Origin of the sequence: Pseudomonas parasichuanensis, assembly GCF_021601385.1 — a bacterium.
Classification (GTDB): Bacteria; Pseudomonadota; Gammaproteobacteria; order Pseudomonadales; family Pseudomonadaceae; genus Aquipseudomonas; species Aquipseudomonas parasichuanensis.
In genome coordinates, this window is sequence record NZ_BQHO01000001.1 from 330055 (window position 1) to 350547 (window position 20493).

2 protein-coding genes are annotated in these 20493 nt (G+C 69.4%); both read left to right on the top strand.

The window, feature by feature from the left end:
- Positions 1 to 120 precede the first annotated feature (120 nt).
- Positions 121 to 15594, top strand: coding sequence for a non-ribosomal peptide synthetase (locus L6D77_RS01625; protein ID WP_236169944.1), 15474 nt, complete (start codon positions 121 to 123; stop codon positions 15592 to 15594).
- A gap of 10 nt (positions 15595 to 15604) precedes the next feature.
- Positions 15605 to 20493 (top strand): non-ribosomal peptide synthetase (locus L6D77_RS01630; protein WP_236169945.1); only part of this gene is annotated, 4889 nt, incomplete at its 3' end.

Consider the following 20493-nt stretch of genomic DNA (forward strand, 5'->3'; position numbering starts at 1 on the left):
TTTCAGCGTTCGGCGGATTGGCCGCAAACCCAGGCCGGGCGGTAATTTTTTGCAGGATTTATCCGTTTTGTAGGGATAGCCGGGCCCCGCCCGATACCCCACTCGTACGGAAGCAATCTGATGAATGCCGAAAAGTCCCTGCAACTGGCCCGCCGTTTCATCGAGCTGCCCCAGGACAAGCGTGAGCTGTTCCTGGAGCGCTTGAGCAAGGAAGGCCTCGACTTTTCCCAGTTCCCGATTCCTGCCGGTGTCGAAGCGCCAGATCGCCAGGCCCTGTCCTATGCCCAGCAGCGCATGTGGGTGCTGTGGCAGATGGATCGTCAGGGCGGTGCCTACAACCTGCCCGGCGCCGTGAGGCTCAAGGGGGCGCTCGATCAGGCAGCGCTCGAGCAGGCGTTCGCCGAGCTGCTCCAGCGCCATCAGAGCCTGTCGACGGTGTTCCAGGAGCAGGCGGACGAGCGCCTGCTCCAGCTGCATCGCCCGGCGCCGGTGCTGCTTGAACGCCTCGACCTGCGTGAGTTGGCCAGTGATGAGCGCGAGGCACGGGTGCAGGCCGAGGCGCAGGCCGAGTCGCTGCGCCCGTTCGACCTGGCCCACGGCCCGCTGCTGCGCACACGCCTGTTGCAGCTGGGCGCGCAGGAGCATGTGCTGCTGCTGACCCTGCACCACATCGTGTCCGACGGCTGGTCGATGAATGTCCTGATCGACGAGTTCGTGCGCTGCTACGACGCCTTGGCCGCCGGTCGCCAGCCTGAGCTGGCGCCGCTGCCGATCCAGTACGTCGACTACGCCCTGTGGCAGCGCCGCTGGCTCGAGGCCGGTGAGCTTGCGCGCCAGCTGGCCTACTGGCAGGCCGAACTGGGTGACGAGCAGCCGGTGCTCGAGCTGCCGCTGGACCATCCGCGCCCGGCCACCCCGAGCTTTGCCGGCAGCCGCCTGGAGTTCGCCGTCGACGATGCCCTGGCCGAACAGCTGCGCGGCTTTGCCCGCCAGCACAACCTGACCCCGTTCATGGTCCTGCTGGCCACCTTCGGCCTGCTGCTGCAGCGCCACACCGGCCAGGCCGACCTGCGTATCGGCAGCCCGGTGGCCAACCGCAACCGCAGCGAGGTCGAAGGCCTGATCGGCCTGTTCGTCAACACCCAGGTGCTGCGCCTGCAGCCGGATGCCCGGGGCGACGTGCTCGGCTACCTGCAGGCGGTGCGCCAGACCGTGCTCGGCGCCCAGGCCCACCAGGACCTGCCATTCGAGCGCCTGGTCGATGCGCTCAAGGTCGAGCGCAGCCTGGCCCATGCGCCGTTGTTCCAGGTGATGTACAACCACCAGCCGCAGGTTGCCGACCTGGGCGCGCTGACCCTGGCCTCGGGCCTGGAACTGTCGACGCTGGCGTGGCGCAGCCGTACCACCCAGTTCGACCTGAGCCTGGACACCTACGAAAAAGGCGGGGTGCTGCACGCCGCCTTCACCTATGCCAGCGACCTGTTCGACGCCGCCACCATCGAGCGCATGGCCGGGCATTGGCAGACCCTGCTGCGCGCCGTGATCGAGCAACCGCACGGCGCGCTGTGGCAGCTGCCGATGCTCGACCAGGCCTGCCTGCACCAGGTGCTGAACACCTGGAACGCCACCGCCACCGACTACCCGTTGCAGCGCGCCGTGCACCAGTTGATCGAAGACCAGGTGCAACGCACCCCTGCGGCGCCGGCGCTGGTGTTCGGTGACAGCACCCTGAGTTATGCCGAGCTCGATGCCCGCGCCAACCGCCTGGCGCATTACCTGCGCGCCCATGGCGCCGGCACCGACCGCCTGGTCGGCATCAGCGTGCAACGCAGCGTCGAGATGGTGGTGGGCCTGCTGGGTATTCTCAAGGCCGGCGCCGCCTACGTGCCGCTGGACCCGGAATACCCCGAGGAACGCCTGGCCTACATGATCGAAGACAGCGGCATCAGCCTGCTGCTGACCCAGCAGGCGTTGCTTGGCAGCCTGCCGGTGCCGGCGGGGGTGAGCTGCGTGGCGCTCGACGCGCTGGCGCTGGATGAGCAACCGGCCAGCTCGCCGAACCTGCCGGTCGACCCCGCTCAGTTGGCCTACGTCATTTATACCTCCGGTTCCACCGGCCGCCCGAAAGGCGCTGGCAACAGCCATGCCGCACTGACCAACCGCCTGTGCTGGATGCAGCAGGCCTACGCCATCGACGGCAACGACACGGTATTGCAGAAAACCCCGTTCAGCTTCGACGTCTCGGTGTGGGAGTTCTTCTGGCCGCTGATGACCGGCGCACGCCTGGCCGTGGCGGCCCCCGGTGAGCATCGCGACCCGGCGCGGCTGATCGCGACCATCCAGCGCCACCAGGTCAGCACCCTGCATTTCGTCCCCTCGATGCTTCAGGCTTTCATTCATGAGCCGGGCGTCGAGGCCTGCACCAGCCTGCGGCGCATCGTCTGCAGTGGCGAGGCGCTGCCGGTGGACGCCCAGCAGCAGGTGTTCGCCCGCCTGCCCCAGGCCGGGCTATACAACCTTTATGGCCCTACCGAAGCGGCCATCGACGTAACCCACTGGACCTGCGTCGACGAAGGCCGCGACAGCGTGCCGATCGGCCAGCCGATTGCCAACATCCGCACCTACGTGCTCGACGCCGGCCTGGAGCCGGTGGCGCCCGGGGTGTCCGGTGAGCTGTACCTGGGCGGCGTCGGCCTGGCCCGCGGCTACCACCGCCGCCCGGGCCTGACCGCCGAGCGTTTCGTCGCCGACCCGTTCAGCCAGGGTGAGCGCCTGTACCGCACCGGCGACCGCGTGCGCCAGCGCGCCGACGGGGTGATCGAGTACCTCGGCCGCTTCGACCACCAGGTGAAGATCCGCGGCCTGCGCATCGAGCTGGGCGAAATCGAAGCGCGCCTGGCCCAGCACCCGAGCGTGCGCGAGGCCGTGGTACTGGCCATCGACGGCAAGCAGCTGGTCGCCTACCTGGTGCTCAACCAGCAGGGCGAGGGCTGGCAGCAAGCGCTCAAGGACTGGCTGCTGCAGGCCTTGCCGGAATTCATGGTGCCGACCCACCTGATGCCATTGGCCAGCCTGCCGCTGACCCCCAACGGCAAGCTCGACCGCAAGGCCCTGCCGCAACCGGAGGCTGCCCCGCGCGGCGCCTACGTTGCACCCCTGGATGACACCCAGGCCATCCTGGCCGAGGTCTGGCGCGAGGTGCTCGGCGCCGAGCAGGTGGGTATCGACGACAACTTCTTCGAACTGGGCGGCGACTCGATCATCGCCATCCAGGTGGTCAGCCGCGCCCGTCGCCAGGGCTTGCAGTTCAGCCCGCGCGACCTGTTCCAGTACCAGACCGTGCGCAGCCTCGCCGCTGCCGCCGGGCAGGTGCTGCAGGTTCAGGCCGAGCAGGGGCTGGTGCAGGGCGAGGCGCTGCTCAGCCCGATCCAGCAGCAGTTCTTCGAGCAGGCCATGCCCGTGCGTGCGCACTGGAACCAGTCGCTGCTGCTGGCTCCGCGCCAGGCACTGGACAGCGAGCGCCTGGCCCAGGCCCTGACACAACTGGTGCACCAACACGATGCCCTGCGCCTGCGCTTCGACCAGGCGCAGGGGCATTGGCAGGCCTTCCATGCCGAGGCTGGCCAGGGCGAGTGGTTCAGCCACTGCCAGGTGGCCGATGGCGCTGCGCTGGCCGCCTTGTGCGACGCCACCCAACGCAGCCTCGACCTGGCCGCCGGCCCGCTGCTGCGTGCGGTGTTGGCGCAACTGCCCGATGGCAGCCAGCGCCTGCTGCTGGTGATCCATCACCTGGTGGTCGACGGCGTGTCCTGGCGTGTGCTGCTCGAAGACCTGCAACAGGCCTACCAGCAGCAACCGCTGCCGGCCAAGACCACCGCCTGGCAAGCCTGGGCGGCGCGCCTGCCGGCGCTGGCGGCGCAGCATGCCGACGAGATCGACTACTGGCGCGCGCAGGCCGTGCCAGCCGAATTGCCCTGCGACATGCCCGGTGGCGCTGCCCTCAACCGCCACGGCCGCACGTTCGAGCGGCGCCTGGATGCCGAGCTGACCCGCCAGTTGCTGCAGGTGGCACCCGCCGCCTACCGCACCCAGATCAACGACCTGCTGCTGACCGCGCTGGCGCGGGTGGTGGCGCGCTGGGCCCGCCAGGACGCGGTGCTGGTGCAGCTCGAAGGCCATGGGCGCGAGGAGGTGTTCGACGACGTCGACCTGTCGCGCACGGTCGGCTGGTTCACCACACTGTTCCCGGTGCGCCTCACCGCGACCGGCGATCATTCGGCCTCGATCAAGGCGGTCAAGGAACAGCTGCGCGCGGTCCCCGGCAAGGGCCTGGGCCATGGCTTGCTGCGCCATCTCGGTGACGCCGGCCAGCGCCAGGCGCTGGCCACCCAGGCCGCTGCGCGCATCACCTTCAACTACCTCGGCCAGTTCGACCAGCAGTTCGACGCCCAGGCCCTGTGGGCACCCGCGCCCGAGCGCAGCGGTGCGGCCCAGGACCCGGACGCGCCCCTGGCCAACTGGCTGACCCTGGAAAGCCAGGTGTATGGCGGCGAACTGACCCTGCAGTGGGGCTACAGCAGCCAGATGTACCATGACGCGACCATCGAGGCCCTGGCCCAGGCGTACTGCGACGAGCTGGCGCTGCTGATCGCGCATTGCTGCCAGGCCCCGGCCGGCCAGGCCACCGTGTCGGACTTCGCCCTGGCGCGCATCACCCAGTCGGCCCTGGACGCGCTGCCGGTGGCCACCCCGGCCATCGAAGAACTCTACCCGTTGTCGCCGATGCAGCAGGGCATGTTCTTCCATGCCCAGTACGAGCCCGAGGCCGGTGCCTACATCAACCAGCTGCGCCTGGATATCCAGGGGCTGGATGTGGAACGCTTCCGCGCGGCCTGGGCGCAGGCCATGGCCCGCCATGAGATCCTGCGTGCCAGTGTCCATTGGCAGGGCCTGAGCGAGGCGCACCTGCTGGTGCAGCGTACGCTCGAACTGCCATTGCACGTGGAGCAGGGGCCTGTCGCCGACCTCGACGCCCTGGCCGAGGACGAACGCCTGCGCGGCTTCGACCTGCGCCAGGCGCCGCTGTTCCGCCTGCGCCTGGTGGCCACGGGCGAGGGCAGTTGGCACCTGATCTACACCAGCCACCACATCCTGATGGATGGCTGGAGCAATGCCAGCCTGCTGGCCCAGGTCATCCAGAGCTACGCCGGGCAGGCATTGCCCCCGGCCGTGGGGCGCTTCAGTGACTACCAGGCCTGGCTGCAGGCCCAGCCGGTGGATGCCGGCAAAGGGTTCTGGCAGGCCGCGCTGGCGCCGCTGCAGGCGCCCACGCTGCTGGCATCGAGCCTGCGAAGGGTGCAGGGGCAGGGCAGTGCCGAGCATCTCCAGGTGCTGGACAGCGCCTTCGCCGAGCGCCTCGGGCAGTTTGCCAGGCAGCGCAAGGTCACCCTCAACACCCTGTTCCAGGCCGCCTGGGGCTTGCTGCTGCAGCGCCTCACCGGGCAAACCTGCGTCGCCTTCGGCGCCACGGTCAGCGGTCGCTGCGCACCGTTGCCGGGTATCGAAGAGCAGCTGGGGCTGTTCATCAACACCTTGCCGATCGTCTCCAGCGCCACCCCGGACCAATCGGTGGCGCAGTACCTGGACGCACTGCAGGCGTTCAACCTGGGCCTGCGCGAATTCGAGCACGTGCCGCTGTACGACATCCAGGGCTGGGCTGGCCAGCAAGGCACCGCGCTGTTCGACACCCTGCTGGTGTTCGAGAACTTCCCGGTGGCCCAAGCCCTGCGCGACGGCGCACCCGCAGGCCTGGCGGTTGGCGCGCTGCGCAACCATGAGCGGACCCACTACCCCTTGACCCTGGGCGTGGAGCTTGGCGAGCGGCTGAGCCTGGAGTTCGGCTATGACCTGGCCCACTTCGACGCCGCGCAGGTCCGCCAGCTGTGCGACAGCCTGTGCCATTTGCTGGCGCAGATGGTCGAGCAGCCCACGGCGGTCATCGGCAGCCTTGCGCTGCTCGACGCGCGCGCCCGCCAGCACGTGCTGGCCCACAGCCAGGGCGAGGCGCTTGACCTTGGCGGCGAGCCGCTGGTGCACCAGCGCATTGCCGAGCAGGCTGCGCGCACCCCTCAGGCCCTGGCGGTGCTGTGCGACGGCCAGGCCCTCAGCTATGCCCAGCTCAATGGCCAGGCCAACCAGCTGGCGCACCTGCTGATCGGCCACGGCATCGGCCCCGGCAAGCGCGTGGGGCTGGCGCTGCGCCGCAGCCCGCAGCTGATCGTCAGCCTGCTGGCGGTACTCAAGAGCGGCGCGGCCTACGTGCCGCTCGACCCGGCCTACCCGGACGAGCGCCTGCGCTACATGATCGAGGACAGCGCGCTGGACCTGCTGCTGTGCCAGGACGGCTTGCTGGCGCAACTGGCGCTGCCGGCGCACCTGCCGCGCCTGCAACTCGAAGCCCTGGCCCTGGCCGGGCTGCCCGAGCACGACCCTGAGCAACGGGCCTTGGCTGGCAATCTTGCCTATGTGATCTACACCTCCGGCTCCACCGGGCGCCCCAAGGGCGTGGCGATCGATCACCATGCCCTGCGCGAGTTCTGCCAGAGCGGCGCGCAGTATTCGTGCCTGACTGCCGCCGACCGGGTGCTGCAGTTCGCCACCTTCAGCTTCGACGGCTTCGTCGAGCAGTGCTACCCGCCGCTGGCCTGCGGCGCGGCGCTGGTGATGCGCGGCGAGCAGTTGTGGGATGTCCAGCAACTGGCCGAGCACCTGATCAACGATGAAGTGACCCTGGCCGACCTGCCGGCGGCTTATTGGTACTTGTTGGCCAAGGATTGCGCCGGCCAGCCCGGCCGTGGCCTGGGGCGCCTGCGCCAGGTGCATGTCGGCGGCGAAGCGATGGCGGTGGAGGGCGTGCGGCTGTGGCACGAAGCCGGCCTTGGCCACGTGCGCCTGGTCAACACCTATGGCCCGACCGAGGCCACCGTGGTCTCCAGCGTGCACCTGTGCCGCCCGGAGGATGCCCGCGAGGTGCATGGCGTGCCTATTGGCCGGGCGATCGCCGGCCGTTCACTGTATGTGCTGGATGCCGCCGGCGAACTGCTGCCAGGCGAGGCGGTCGGTGAACTGTGCATTGCCGCTTCGGCCTGCCTGGCCCAGCAATACGTGCAGCGCCCGGGCCTGACCGCCGAGCGCTTCCTGCCCGATCCGTTCGCCCGCGAGCCGGGGGCGCGGCTGTACCGCAGTGGCGACCTGGCCTGCTACAGCCGCGAAGGGCTGCTCGAATACGTCGGCCGTATCGATCACCAGGTGAAGATTCGCGGCATGCGCATCGAGATGGGCGAAATCGAGGCGTGCCTGCAAGCCCACCCGGGCGTGCGCGCCGCCGCGTTGATCGCCCAGCCGTTGGCCGGTGGCGCGCAACTGGTGGCCTTTGTCGTCCCCGGCGACAGTGGCCAACTGGCGGGCACCGCGCAGCAGGGCTTCATTACCGCGCTCAAGGCGGCCCTGCGCGAGTCGCTGCCCGAGTTCATGGTGCCGGCGCATATCGTCCTGCTCGCGGCGCTGCCACTGAACAACAACGGCAAACTCGACCGCGCCGCGCTGCCGCTGCCGCAACTGGCCGACAGCGCGCCGCGCTTCGTTGCCCCACGCACCGCCTTGCAAGCCGAACTGGCAGGCATCTGGGCGCAGGTGCTGGAGCTCGACCAGGTGGGCCTGGCCGACCACTTCTTCGACCGTGGCGGCCACTCGTTGCTGGCCATGCAGGTGGTGGTGCGCATCCGCCAGCAACTGCAGCGCGAAGTACCCCTGCGCGTGCTGTTCCAGGCCCCCGTGCTGGAAGCCTTCGCCGCGGCCTGCGAGGCCCTGGGCGCGGACCACGGCCCGGCGCTGGTGGCCCTCGAGCGTGGCGAGCCCATGGCCTTGTCCTATGCCCAGGAGCGCCAGTGGTTCCTCTGGCAGCTGGAGCCAGACAGCGCCTCGTATCACATCCCCGCAGCCTTGCACCTGCAGGGCCCGCTGGATCGCCAGGCCCTGGCCCGTAGCGTCGATGACCTGCTGGCACGGCATGAGTCGCTGCGCACGCGCTTCGTCGAACAGGCGGGGCAGGTGCGCCAGTTGATCGAACCGACCGGGCGCGTGGACATCACCTACCAGACCCTGGCCGGCAATGCCGGGGCGCAGCACGTGCAGGCCGAGGTTCAGGCCGAGATCCGCCGCCCCTTCGACCTGCTGCAAGGCCCCTTGCTGCGGGTACGGGTACTGGAGTTGGGCGCGTCCGAGCACGTCCTGGTCATCACCCAGCACCACATCATCTCCGACGGCTGGTCGATGCAGCTGTTGGTCGAGCAGTGGCAGGCGCTCTACCTGGCCCATTGCCGCGGCGACCGTGTCGAACCGGCAGCGCAGGCGCTGCAGTACGCCGACTACGCCCACTGGCAGCGCCAATGGCTGCAAGCCGGTGAGGCGGCGCGCCAGCTGGACTACTGGCGTGGGCAACTGGGCGACGAACAGCCGGTGCTGGAGCTGCCGTTCGACCGCCCGCGCCCGGCAGAGCAAAGCCAGCGCGGCGCGCGGCTCGACCTGTGCCTGGCCGAGCCACTGGTCAGCGCGCTGCGGGCCCAGGCCGGCGCCCAGGGGGTGACGCTGTTCGTCTACCTGCTGGCCTCGTTCCAGGCCTTGCTGCACCGCTACAGCGGCCAGGCCGACATCCGTGTCGGGGTGCCGGTGGCCAACCGCACCCGCGCCGAAACCGAAGCGATGATCGGCTTCTTCGTCAACACCCAGGTGCTGCGTGCCCAGGTGGCGGGCGAGGCGGGCTTCGACCAGTTGCTGCAACAGGTGCGCCAGGCCGTGCTCGGCGCCCAGGCCAACCAGGACCTGCCGTTCGAACAACTGGTCGATGCCCTGCAGCCACAGCGCAGCCTGAGCTACAGCCCGCTGTTCCAGGTCATGCACAACCACCAGGTCGCCAAGGCCACGACCACCCGCCTGGATGCGCTGAGCATCGCGCCAGTGGCCTGGGACAGTGCCACCTCGCAGTTCGACCTGAGCCTGGACACCACCGAAGTGGACGGGCGTATCGAAGTGTCGCTGACCTATGCCAGCGACCTGTTCGAACCCCGCACCATCGAGCGCCTGGCCGCGCACTGGCAACAGCTGTTGCAGGCCACCCTGGCCAACCCACAGTGCCCGGTGGCGCACCTGCCGTTGCTGGATGACGCCGAGCAGCACTGCATCCTGCAGGCCTGGAACGCCGCGCCGCTGGCACCGGCCGCCCATGACAGCCTGGATACCCTGATCCAGGCCCAGGTGCTCGACACCCCCGATGCCCTGGCGATGGTCTGCGGCGAGCGCCGGCTCAGCTACCGCCAGCTCGACCAGCAGGCCAACCGCCTGGCGCACCGTTTGCGCGCGCTGGGTGTCGGCCCGGAAGTGCGGGTGGGCGTGGCACTGCCGCGCAGCGCCGAGCTGGTGGTGGCCCTGCTGGCGGTGCTCAAGGCCGGCGGCGCCTACGTACCGCTGGACCTGGCCTACCCGCGTGAGCGCCTGGCGCACATGCTCGGTGACAGCCAGGCCCACCTGCTGTTGACCCAGGCCGACCAGGCCCCGTTGCTGGCCGCGGTCATCAGCGACGGCCAGCAGTTGCTGCTGCTCGATGACGACCCGTTGCTGGGCGCCCAGCCCGACCATCCGCCGGCCCCGCTCGCGCACGCCGACAACCTGGCCTACGTGATCTATACCTCAGGCTCGACCGGCCTGCCCAAGGGCGTGGCGATCACCCACGCCAACGCCGTGGCGCTGGTGCGCTGGGCCCGCGCGCTGTACAGCCAGGAAGACCTGCAGGGGGTACTGGCCTCGACCTCGATCTGCTTCGACCTGTCGGTGTGGGAGCTGTTCGTCACCCTGGCCGCAGGCGGGTACTTCATCCTGGCCGACAATGCCCTGGCGTTGCCCGACCTGGCGGCGCGCGACGAAGTCCGGTTGATCAACACCGTGCCCTCGGCCATCGCTGCGCTGCTGCAGGCCGGCGCCATCCCGCCGGGGGTGCGCATCATCAACCTGGCCGGCGAGCCGCTCAAGCAGTCGCTGGTCGATGCGCTGTACGCCCTGCCCGGTATCGAGCGGGTCCATGACCTCTACGGGCCCTCGGAGGACACCACCTATTCCACCTGCGTGCTGCGCCAGGCCCACGGCCGCGCCAGTATCGGCCGGCCACTGCCAGGCACGGCGGCGTATGTGCTGGATGCCCATCTGCAGGCGGTGCCGATTGGCGTGGCCGGGGAGCTTTACCTGGCCGGCGAGGGCCTGGCGCGCGGCTACCTGCGCCGTCCAGGCCTGAGCGCCGAGCGCTTCGTCGCCAACCCGTTCGCCGCCGGGCGCATGTACCGCACTGGCGACCTGGTGCGCTACCGCGAAGGGGGCGACATCGAGTACCTGGGGCGGATCGACCACCAGGTCAAGGTGCGCGGCTTCCGTATCGAACTGGGCGAGATCGAAGCGCGTCTGCTGAGCCATCCGCAAGTAAGCGAAGTGGCGGTGGTCGCGCGTCAGGGTGAGCTGGGTACGCAACTGGTGGGCTACGTGGTTGCGCCGTCCGTGCCAGACGCCGAGCCGCTCAAGGCCTGGCTGATGCAGGCGCTGCCGGACTACATGGTGCCGACCCACTGGTTGTTCCTCGAGCACCTGCCGCTGACCCCCAACGGCAAGCTCGACCGCAAGGCCCTGCCACAGCCGCAGGCCATGGCGCCGAGCCGCCAGGTGGCGCCGCGCAACGCGCTGGAGCAGCGTTTGGTGGCGATCTGGGAAGAGGTGCTGAAGGTGGCGCCGATTGGCGTGACCGACAACTTCTTCGAATTGGGCGGCGACTCGATCATCTCGATCCAGGTGGTCAGCCGCGCCCGCCAGGCGGGCATCCGCTTCACGCCCAAGGCGCTGTTCCAGCACCAGACGGTGCAGGGGCTGGCAACGGTGGCCGAGCAGGGTGAGGGCGGCCAGGTGATCGAACAGGGCCCGCTGAGCGGCGCCACGCCGTTGCTGCCGATCCAGCATGCGTTCTTCGCCACGGCGATCCCCGAGCGCCACCACTGGAACCAGTCGGTGCTGCTCAAGCCGGCGGCGGCGCTGCACGCCGGTTACCTGGAGCAGGCGCTGCAGGCGCTGGTGGCGCACCACGACGGCCTGCGCCTGGGTTTTGCCGAAACCGAGGCCGGCTGGCAGGCCAGCTACCGCGCCGTGGGCGAGGTGCAGCCGCTGCTGTGGCAGCGCACGCTGGCCGACGCCGGTGAGCTGCAAGCCGAGGCCGAGGCGGCCCAGCGCAGCCTGGTGCTGGGTGATGGGCCACTGTTGCGGGCGCTGCTGGCGACCCTGGCCGATGGCAGCCAGCGCCTGCTGCTGGTGATCCACCACCTGGCGGTGGACGGCGTGTCGTGGCGGATCCTGTTCGAGGACCTGCAACAAGCCTATGAACAACTGAGCAGCGGCCTGCCGCTGGCACTGCCGGGCAAGACCAGCTCGCAACGCGACTGGGCGCAGCAGCTGCAACGCCATGCCCAGGGAAGCGAAGAGGAACTCGCCTACTGGGAGCGCAGCCTGCAGGGTGCACCCGAGCTGCCCTGTGCCAACCCCGACGCGGCACTGCACAACGCCCATGCCGCGACGGTGCATACCCGCCTGGACAAGCGTTGGACCCAACGCCTGCTGCAGGAAGCCCCGGCGGCCTACCGCACCCAGGTCAACGACCTGTTGCTGACCGCCCTGGCCCGGACCCTGTGCCGCTGGAGCGGCCAGGACAGCGTGCTGATCGAACTGGAGGGCCATGGCCGCGAAGACCTGTTCGACAGCATCGACCTGACCCGCAGCGTCGGCTGGTTCACCAGTGTCTTCCCGGTACGCCTGACCCCGCTGCCGGCCCTGGATGCAGCGCTCAAGCAGATCAAGGAGCAACTGCGCGCAGTGCCGGACAAGGGCCTGGGCTTCGGTGCGCTGCGCTACCTGGGGCAAGCCGCGGTGCGCCAGCGCCTGCAGGCACTGCCGGTAGCGCGCGTGACCTTCAACTACCTGGGCCAGTTCGACGCCAGCTTCGAGGCCGGGCAGGGGGCGTTGTTCAGCCCCAGCGGCGAAGCGGCGGGCGCCGAGCAGAGCGCCCAGGCGCCGCTGGCCAACTGGCTGGGCATCAACGGCCAGGTGTTCGATGGCGAGCTCGACCTGAGCTGGACCTACAGCGCGCAGATGTTCGATGCCGCCACCCTGCAGGCGTTGGCCGACGACTACCGCGAGCAGTTGCAGGCGCTGATCGCCCATTGCTGCGAGGCCGAACACGGCGGTGCCACGCCATCGGACTTCCCGCTGTACCCACTGACCCAGGCGCAGCTCGACGCCTTGCCCGTCCCGGCACGGCAGATCGAGGACCTGGTGCCGCTGTCGCCGATGCAGCAGGGCATGCTGTTCCTCAGCCTGTACCAGCAGCAGGCCAGCGACTACGTCAACCAGATGCGCGTGGACATCGACGGGCTCGACAGCGTGCGCTTCCGTGACGCCTGGCAACAGGCGCTGGATGCCCATGACAGCCTGCGCTGCGTGTTCCTCTGGCAAGGCGATGCCGAGCGCCCGCTGCAACTGGTGCACAAGCACCTCGAGGTGCCGTACAGCGAGCTTGACTGGCGCGCCGAAGGTGACCTGGCGGCCTCGCTGGATGCCCTGGCGGCCAGCGAGCTGGAGCGTGGCTTCGCCCTCGACCAGGCGCCGTTGCTGCGCCTGTTGCTGGTGCGCACCGGCGAAGGGCGCCACCACCTGATCTACACCCACCACCACATCCTGCTCGATGGCTGGAGCAACTCGCAGCTGCTCGGCGAGGTCCTGCAGCGCTATGCCGGGCGGCGCGAAGTGGGGCATGTTGGCCGTTACCGCGACTACCTGGCCTGGTTGCAGGCCCAGGACAGCGCGCTCAGCCAGCGTTTCTGGACTGAGCAGCTGGCCCAGCTCGAGGCGCCGACGCGCCTGGCCCATGCCCTTGCGCCTCGGCCAGCCGAACCGGGCGCGGGCTTCGGTGACCACTACCAGCAGTTCGACGCCGGCTTCACCGGCCGCCTGGGTGAACTTGCCCGGCGCCACAAAGTCACCCTCAATACCCTGCTGCAAGGGGCCTGGCTGATCGTGCTGCAGCGCTACACCGGCCAGCAGGCGCTGTGCTTCGGCGCCACGGTGTCCGGGCGCCCAGCGCAGATCCCGGGCATCGAGCAGCAGGTCGGCCTGTTCATCAACACCCTGCCGGTGGTCGCCCAGGTGCGTGACGAGCAGCCGCTGGGCCAGTGGCTGGGCGAGCTGCAACAGCACAACCTGGCCCTGCGCGAGCACGAACACACCGCGCTGTACGACATCCAGCGCTGGGCCGGGCAGGCAGGCGAAGCGCTGTTCGACACCCTGGTGGTGTTCGAGAACTACCCGGTGGCCGAGGCCCTGCGCCAGGCCGAGGTGCCGGCGCTGGGCTTCGGTGCGATCGACAGCTTCGAACGGACCAACTACCCATTGACCCTGGCCATCGGCCTCGAGCAGACCCTGCAGATCCACTACAGCTACCTGCGCGAAGCCTTCGCCGACGAGCACGTGCAGCGGCTTGGCAGGCACCTGCGCCAGGTCCTCGAACAGATGCTCGCGGCACCTGCGCAGCAGGCGCTGGGTGCCCTGGAGCTGGTCACTGACGACGAGCGCCGCGTGCTGGTGGATGAGTGGAACGCGGTCGATGCGCGCTTCGATACCCCGCATGCCGTGCACCAGCTGTTCGAGGCCCAGGCACGGCGCACGCCGGATGCCCCGGCGGTGCTGTTCGCCGAGCAGCAGCTGAGCTATGCCCAGCTCGACTGCCAGGCCAACCAGCTGGCCCACGCCCTGATCGACGCGGGCATGGCGGCCGAGTCGCTGGTTGGCGTGGCCCTGGAGCGCGGCCCGCAGATGCTGGTGGCCTTGCTGGCGGTGCTCAAGGCCGGCGCGGCCTATGTGCCGTTGGACCCGGAGTACCCCGAGGAGCGCCTGGCCTACCTGATGCGCGACTCGGGCATGGCGCTGCTGCTGACCCACTCGCAGTTGGTGCCGCGCTTGCCGGTGCCGGAGCAGGCCGCCACCCTGTGCATTGACCAACTGGCGCTTGCTCAGCAACCGGCCAGTGCACCGCAGCGTAGCGTTGCGGCCCATGGCCTGGCCTACGTGATCTACACCTCGGGCTCCACCGGCCAGCCCAAAGGCGTTGCCGTGGCCCACGGCGCCCTGGCGATGCACTGCCTGGCGATTGGCCAGCGCTATGCGATGAGCGAGCGCGACTGCGAGCTGCACTTCATGTCGTTTGCCTTCGACGGCGCCCATGAGCGCTGGCTGACCTGCCTGCTGCATGGCGGCCGCCTGCTGATCCGTGACCCGCAGCTGTGGACCGCCGAACAGGCCTGCGCAGCCATGCACCGGCACGGGGTGACCGTCGCGGCGTTCCCGCCGGTGTACCTGCAGCAGCTGGCCGAGCATGTGCGCGAGCACGGCAACCCGCCACCCGTGCGGATCTACTGCTTCGGTGGCGATGCGGTGCCGGAGGCCTCCTTCGAGCTGGTCAAGCAGGTGCTCGAGCCCGAGCACATCATCAACGGCTACGGGCCGACCGAAACCGTGGTCACGCCGCTGATCTGGAAAGCCGGGCGCGAGGTGCACTGCGCCGCGGCCTATGCGCCGATCGGCAGCCGGATCGGCAACCGCAGTGCCCACGTGCTCGACGCCAGCGCCTCGCTGTTGCCACAAGGGATTGCCGGTGAGCTGTACCTGGGCGGCGTCGGTGTTGCCCGGGGTTACCTGAACCGCCCGGCGCTCACCGCCGAGCGCTTCGTGCCGGACCCTTACGGCCTGCCGGGCGCGCGCCTGTACCGCAGCGGCGACCTGGTACGCCAGCGCGCCGACGGCGTGGTCGACTACCTCGGGCGGGTCGATCACCAGGTGAAGATCCGCGGGTTCCGCATCGAGCTGGGTGAAATCGAGGCGCGCCTGCAGGCCCAGGCGCCGGTGCGCGAGGCGGTGGTGCTGGCCCGGCCAGGGGTGGGCGGGCCGCAACTGGTGGGCTACGTGGTGCCCGACGCCCAAGGCCGATTGCTGGGCGAGCCTAAATTGCGTGAGCAGCTCAACGTTCGTCTTAAGGAGACACTGCCGGGTTACATGGTCCCCACCTATCTGGTCTTCCTCGACGCACTACCCCTGACGCCCAACGGCAAGCTGGACCGCAAGGCCCTGCCCGCGCCGGACGCAAGCCTGATGCAGCGCGCCTACAGCGCACCGCAGGGTGAGCTGGAAATCGCCATCGCGGCGATCTGGGCCCAGGTGCTGAAAGTCGACCAGTTGGGGCGTGACGATAACTTCTTCGAGTTGGGCGGCCACTCGCTGCTGGCCACCCAGGCCACGGCGGCGGCGCAGGCGCAACTGCAGGTACAGGTGCCATTGGAACTGATCTTCCAGGCCCTTGACCTGCAGGGCTACGCCCAAGCGCTCGAAGGGTTGCGGACCACCGACCTGGAGCAGGATCTGAGCGATATGCATGACTTCCTCACCGAGTTGGAGACGAACTGAGATGGCTGTAATGGATAACATCGCGCTGGTTCAGCGATTCATCAGGTTGCCGCTGTCACAGCGCAAGGCATTCCTGGAAAAGCTGGCCGGCAAGGGCCTGAGCCTGGGGCAACTGCCCATTCCGACGGCCCGCGATGGCATCGATGTTATCCCGTTGTCCTATGCCCAGCAGCGCCAGTGGTTCCTCTGGCAACTGGAGCCGCACAGCAGCGCCTACCACATTCCCGCCGCGCTGCGCCTGCGCGGTACGCTGGATGTGGCGGCGCTGGCGCAAAGCCTGCAATGGCTGGTTGGCCGCCATGAGTCGCTGCGCACCCGCTTCGTCGAGTCTGCCGACGGCGTGTGCCAGGTGGTCGATGCGCCGCCGCAGCGCTTCGAGCTGCCGGTGCAGGCGCTGGCCGCGGATGCCCCCGCCGAGCAGGACCAGGCGGTGCGCGCGTTCGTCGAAGCCCAGACCCAGGCGCTGTTCGACCTGCAGGCCGGGCCGTTGCTGCGGGTCAGCCTGCTGCGCCTGGCCGCGGACGACCATGTGCTGGTAATGACCCAGCACCATATCGTCTCCGATGGCTGGTCGATGCAGGTGCTGGTGGCGGAACTGGTGCATGCCTATTCGGCGCATGCCGCAGGCCAGCAGCCGAGCCTGCCGGCGGCGTCGATCCAGTATGCCGACTATGCCCTCTGGCAGCAGGCCTGGATGGAAGCCGGTGAGGGCGAGCGGCAACTGGCCTACTGGACGGCGCGCCTGGGCGGCGAGCAGCCGGTGCTCGAGCTGCCGCTCGACCGCCCCCGTGGGCAGGCCGCAAGCCACCGTGGCGAGCGCCTGGCGGTCGAGCTGCCAGAGGCTTTGCAGCACGCCCTGCGCGGGCTGGCCCAGTCCCAGGGGCTGACGCCGTTCATGCTGTTGCTGGCCAGTTTCCAACTGCTGCTGCACCGCTACAGCGGGCAGCGCACCATTCGCGTCGGGGTGCCGGTCGCCAATCGGCAGCACCCCGACACCAAAGGCTTGATCGGTTTCTTCGTCAACACCCAGGTGCTGGATGTCAGCATCGACGAGCAGGCCAGTTTCCGCGACCTGCTGCAACAGGTGCGCCAGGCCGTGCTGGGCGGCCAGGCCCATCAGGCACTGCCGTTCGAGCAACTGGTCGAGGCCCTGGCGCCCGAGCGCAGCGCGGGTGTGAACCCGTTGTTCCAGGTGATGCACAACCACCAGGGTGGCGAGGCGTCGTCGGCGCTGCAATTGCCGGGCCTGGCCATCGAAGGCCTGGATGTGCGTACCGTGACCGCGCAGTTCGACCTCACCCTGGACACCGCCGAAGCCGGCCAGGCCATCTCGGCCGCCTTCACCTACGCCACCGACCTGTTCGAGCGCACCACTGTCGAGCGCATGGCGCGCCACTGGCTGCAACTGCTCACCGCCATGGTCGGCGCGCCCGACAGCCGCCTGGCCAGCTTGCCGATGCTTGAGGCGCAGGAGCGCGCGGTCATCCTCGGCGACTGGAACCCGCAGCCGGCCCAGTATCCGGTCGAGCAGTGCATTCACCAGCGCATCCAGGCACAGGCCCGGCTACACCCGCAGGCGATTGCCGTCAGCCTGGACGGTCGCCAGCTCAGTTATGCCCAGCTGGAAGCCCGGGCCAACCGGCTGGCGCACCAGCTGGTCGAACTGGGCGCAGGCCCCGAGGCCCGGGTAGGGCTGGTGGCCGAGCGCAGCCTGGAGATGGTCGTGGCCATCGTTGCCATCCTCAAGGCGGGCGCGGCCTACGTGCCCATGGACCCCAACGCGCCGTCCCAGCGCCTGGAATACATGATGGGTGACAGCGGCATCGGCCTGATGCTGGCCCAGCCGCACCTGGCCGCACGCCTGCCGGTCGCCGCCGGGGTGCAGACCCTGGCGCTTGAAGCGCTGGACGACGCCGCGGTCAGCGACCCCGGTGCGCCGGCCGTGGCGTGCCTGCCCGGGCAACTGGCCTACGTGATCTACACCTCCGGCTCGACCGGCCAGCCCAAGGGCGTGCTGTTGCCCCACGACAACGTCATGCGCCTGTTCGCGGCCACCGAGCGCTGGTTCGGTTTCGCTGCCGATGACGTCTGGACCCTGTTCCACTCCTATGCCTTCGATTTCTCGGTCTGGGAGATCTTCGGCGCCCTGATGCACGGTGGGCGCCTGGTCATCGTGCCGCACGAGACCAGCCGCAGCACCGAAGACTTCCATGCGCTGCTGCAGCGCGAGCGCGTCACCGTGCTCAACCAGACGCCGTCGGCGTTCAAGCAGTTGATGCAGGTGGCCACGGGGCGCCCGGCGGCCGACCTGGCGGCGCTGCGCCACGTGATCTTTGGCGGCGAGGCCCTGGAGGTGCAGGCCCTGCGCCCGTGGTTCACGCACTTCGCCGACGCCGGGCCACGCCTGGTGAACATGTATGGCATCACCGAAACCACCGTGCATGTCACCTATCGCCCGTTGAGCGCGGCGGACCTGGACGGGGCGGCGAGCAGCCCGATCGGCGAGCCGATCGACGACCTCAGCTGGTACCTGCTCGACGGGCAACTGGAGCCGGTCGCGCCCGGTTGCATCGGCGAGCTGTACATCGGTGGCGCCGGCCTTGCGCGCGGTTATCACCAGCGCTGCGACCTCACCGCCCAGCGCTTCGTGCCTGACCTGTTCGGCGCCGGCGGGCGGCTCTACCGCACTGGCGACCTGGCCCGTTACCGCGCCGATGGGGTGATCGAGTACGTCGGCCGGATCGACCAGCAGGTCAAGATCCGTGGCTTCCGTATCGAGCTGGGCGAGATCGAGGGCCAGCTGCTGCAACTGCCCGAGGTACGCGAGGCCGCCGTGCTGGCCCGGGACGCCGGCACCGGCCAGCAGCTGGTGGCCTATGTGGTCACGCAGCGGTTCGACGCCGATCCTGCCGCCCAGCAGCAGCTGGCCGACAGCCTGCGCGAGCAGCTCAAGGCGCACCTGCCGGACTACATGCTGCCGGCGCACATCCTGTGCCTGGCAAGCCTGCCATTGACCCTCAATGGCAAGCTCGACCGCGCCGCCTTGCCGGCACCGGCGCTGCGTCAGCAGCACTACCAGGCACCGCGCACGGCGCTGCAACAGCAGGTTGCCCAAGCCTGGCAGGAGGTGCTGGGGGTCGAACGCGTCGGCCTGCAGGACGATTTCTTCAGCCTCGGCGGCCACTCGTTGCTGGCCACCCAGGTGGTGTCGCGCCTGCGCCATGGCCTGGGCTTGCAGGTGGCGCTGCGCACGCTGTTCGAGCACGCCACCCTTGAAGCCTTCGTCGCGGCGCTGGCACCCGCCGGCACCTCGGCGGAACCTGCGTTGCTGCCGGTGGCGCGCGAGGCGCGCACGCCGCTGTCGTTTGCCCAGGAGCGCCAGTGGTTCCTCTGGCAGCTCGACCCGCAAAGCAGCGCCTACAACATTCCCAGCGCCTTGCGCCTGCGCGGTGAGCTGGATGTGCCTGCGCTGCAACGCAGTTTCGAGTACCTGGTGCAGCGCCACGAGTCGCTGCGCACCACCTTCACCCAGGACCCGCACGGCACTTGGCAGCAGGTGGCGGGCGAGGGGCGCCTGGCACTGCACATCGAGCACCTCGAGGGCCTTGATGAGGCGGCACTGGCCGCCCAGGTGCAGGCCGAGGCCGAGCGCCTGTTCGACCTGCAACACGGCCCGCTGCTGCGTGTGCGTCTGTTGCAGGTGGCGGCGCAGGAGCACGTGCTGATCGTCACCCAGCACCACATCGTTTCCGATGGCTGGTCGATGCAGGTGCTGGTCGAGGAACTGGTGCAGTGCTACGCCGCCTTCCAGCGCGGCGCGGCGCCGCAGCTGCAAGCGCTGCCGGTGCAGTACGCCGACTACGCACTCTGGCAGCGCCAGTGGATGGCTGCCGGCGAACGTGACCGGCAGCTGGCGTACTGGACCACGCAACTGGCCGGCGAGCAGTTCCTGCAACTGCCCACCGATCACCCTCGCCCGGCCGAGCAGTCGTTGCGCGGCGCCCAGTTGTCGCTGGAGCTGCCGGCGGCCCTGGCCGCCGACCTGCAGCAACTGGCGCAGCGCCTGCGGGTCACGCCGTTCATGCTGTTGCTGGCCTCGTACCAGGTGTTGCTGCACCGCTACAGCGGGCAGGGCGACATCCGCGTCGGCGTGCCCGTGGCCAACCGCAACCGCCTGGAGACCGAGCGCCTGATCGGCTTCTTCGTCAACACCCAGGTGCTGCGCGCCGCCATCGAACCCGACATGGCCTTCAGCGCGCTGCTGGAACAGGTGCGCCAGACCGCGCTGGACGCCCAGGCCCACCAGGACCTGCCGTTCGAGCAACTGGTCGAGGCCTTGCACCCCGAGCGCAGCCTGAGCCACAGCCCGCTGTTCCAGGTGATGTTCAACCACCAGGGCGAGCGCGGCGGCGAACACGCCATGGCCCAGGTGCCTGGCTTGCAGGTCGAGCCCCTGGCCTGGGACAGCCACACCGCCCAGTTCGACCTGACCCTCAACACTTTCGAGTCCGGTGCCGCGCTGTCGGCGACCTGGACCTACGCCACCGACCTGTTCGGCGCCGACACCATCGAGCGCCTGTCGCGGCACTGGCTGAACCTGCTGCAGGCGATCGTCGCGCAACCGACCGGCCAGGTCGGTGAACTGCCGATGCTTGAAGCCAGCGAACGCGAGCGCATCGAGCAGCAGTGGAACGCCAACGCCCTGGCCTTCGACCGCGAACAGAGCATCCACGGGCTGATCGAGGCCCAGGTGCGCCGCACGCCCGAGGCGCTGGCGGCGATCTGGGGCAGCGAGCAACTGGACTACCGCCAGCTCAACGCCCGCGCCAACCGCCTGGCCCACCACCTGGTGCGCCTGGGCGTTGGCCCGGAAGTGCGGGTGGGCGTGGCCATGCCGCG

Bases quoted from the DNA above. Each gene is read 5' to 3' on its own strand.
- L6D77_RS01625 (WP_236169944.1), top strand. From the start codon at position 121: ATGAATGCCGAAAAGTCCCTGCAACTGGCCCGCCGTTTCATCGAGCTG.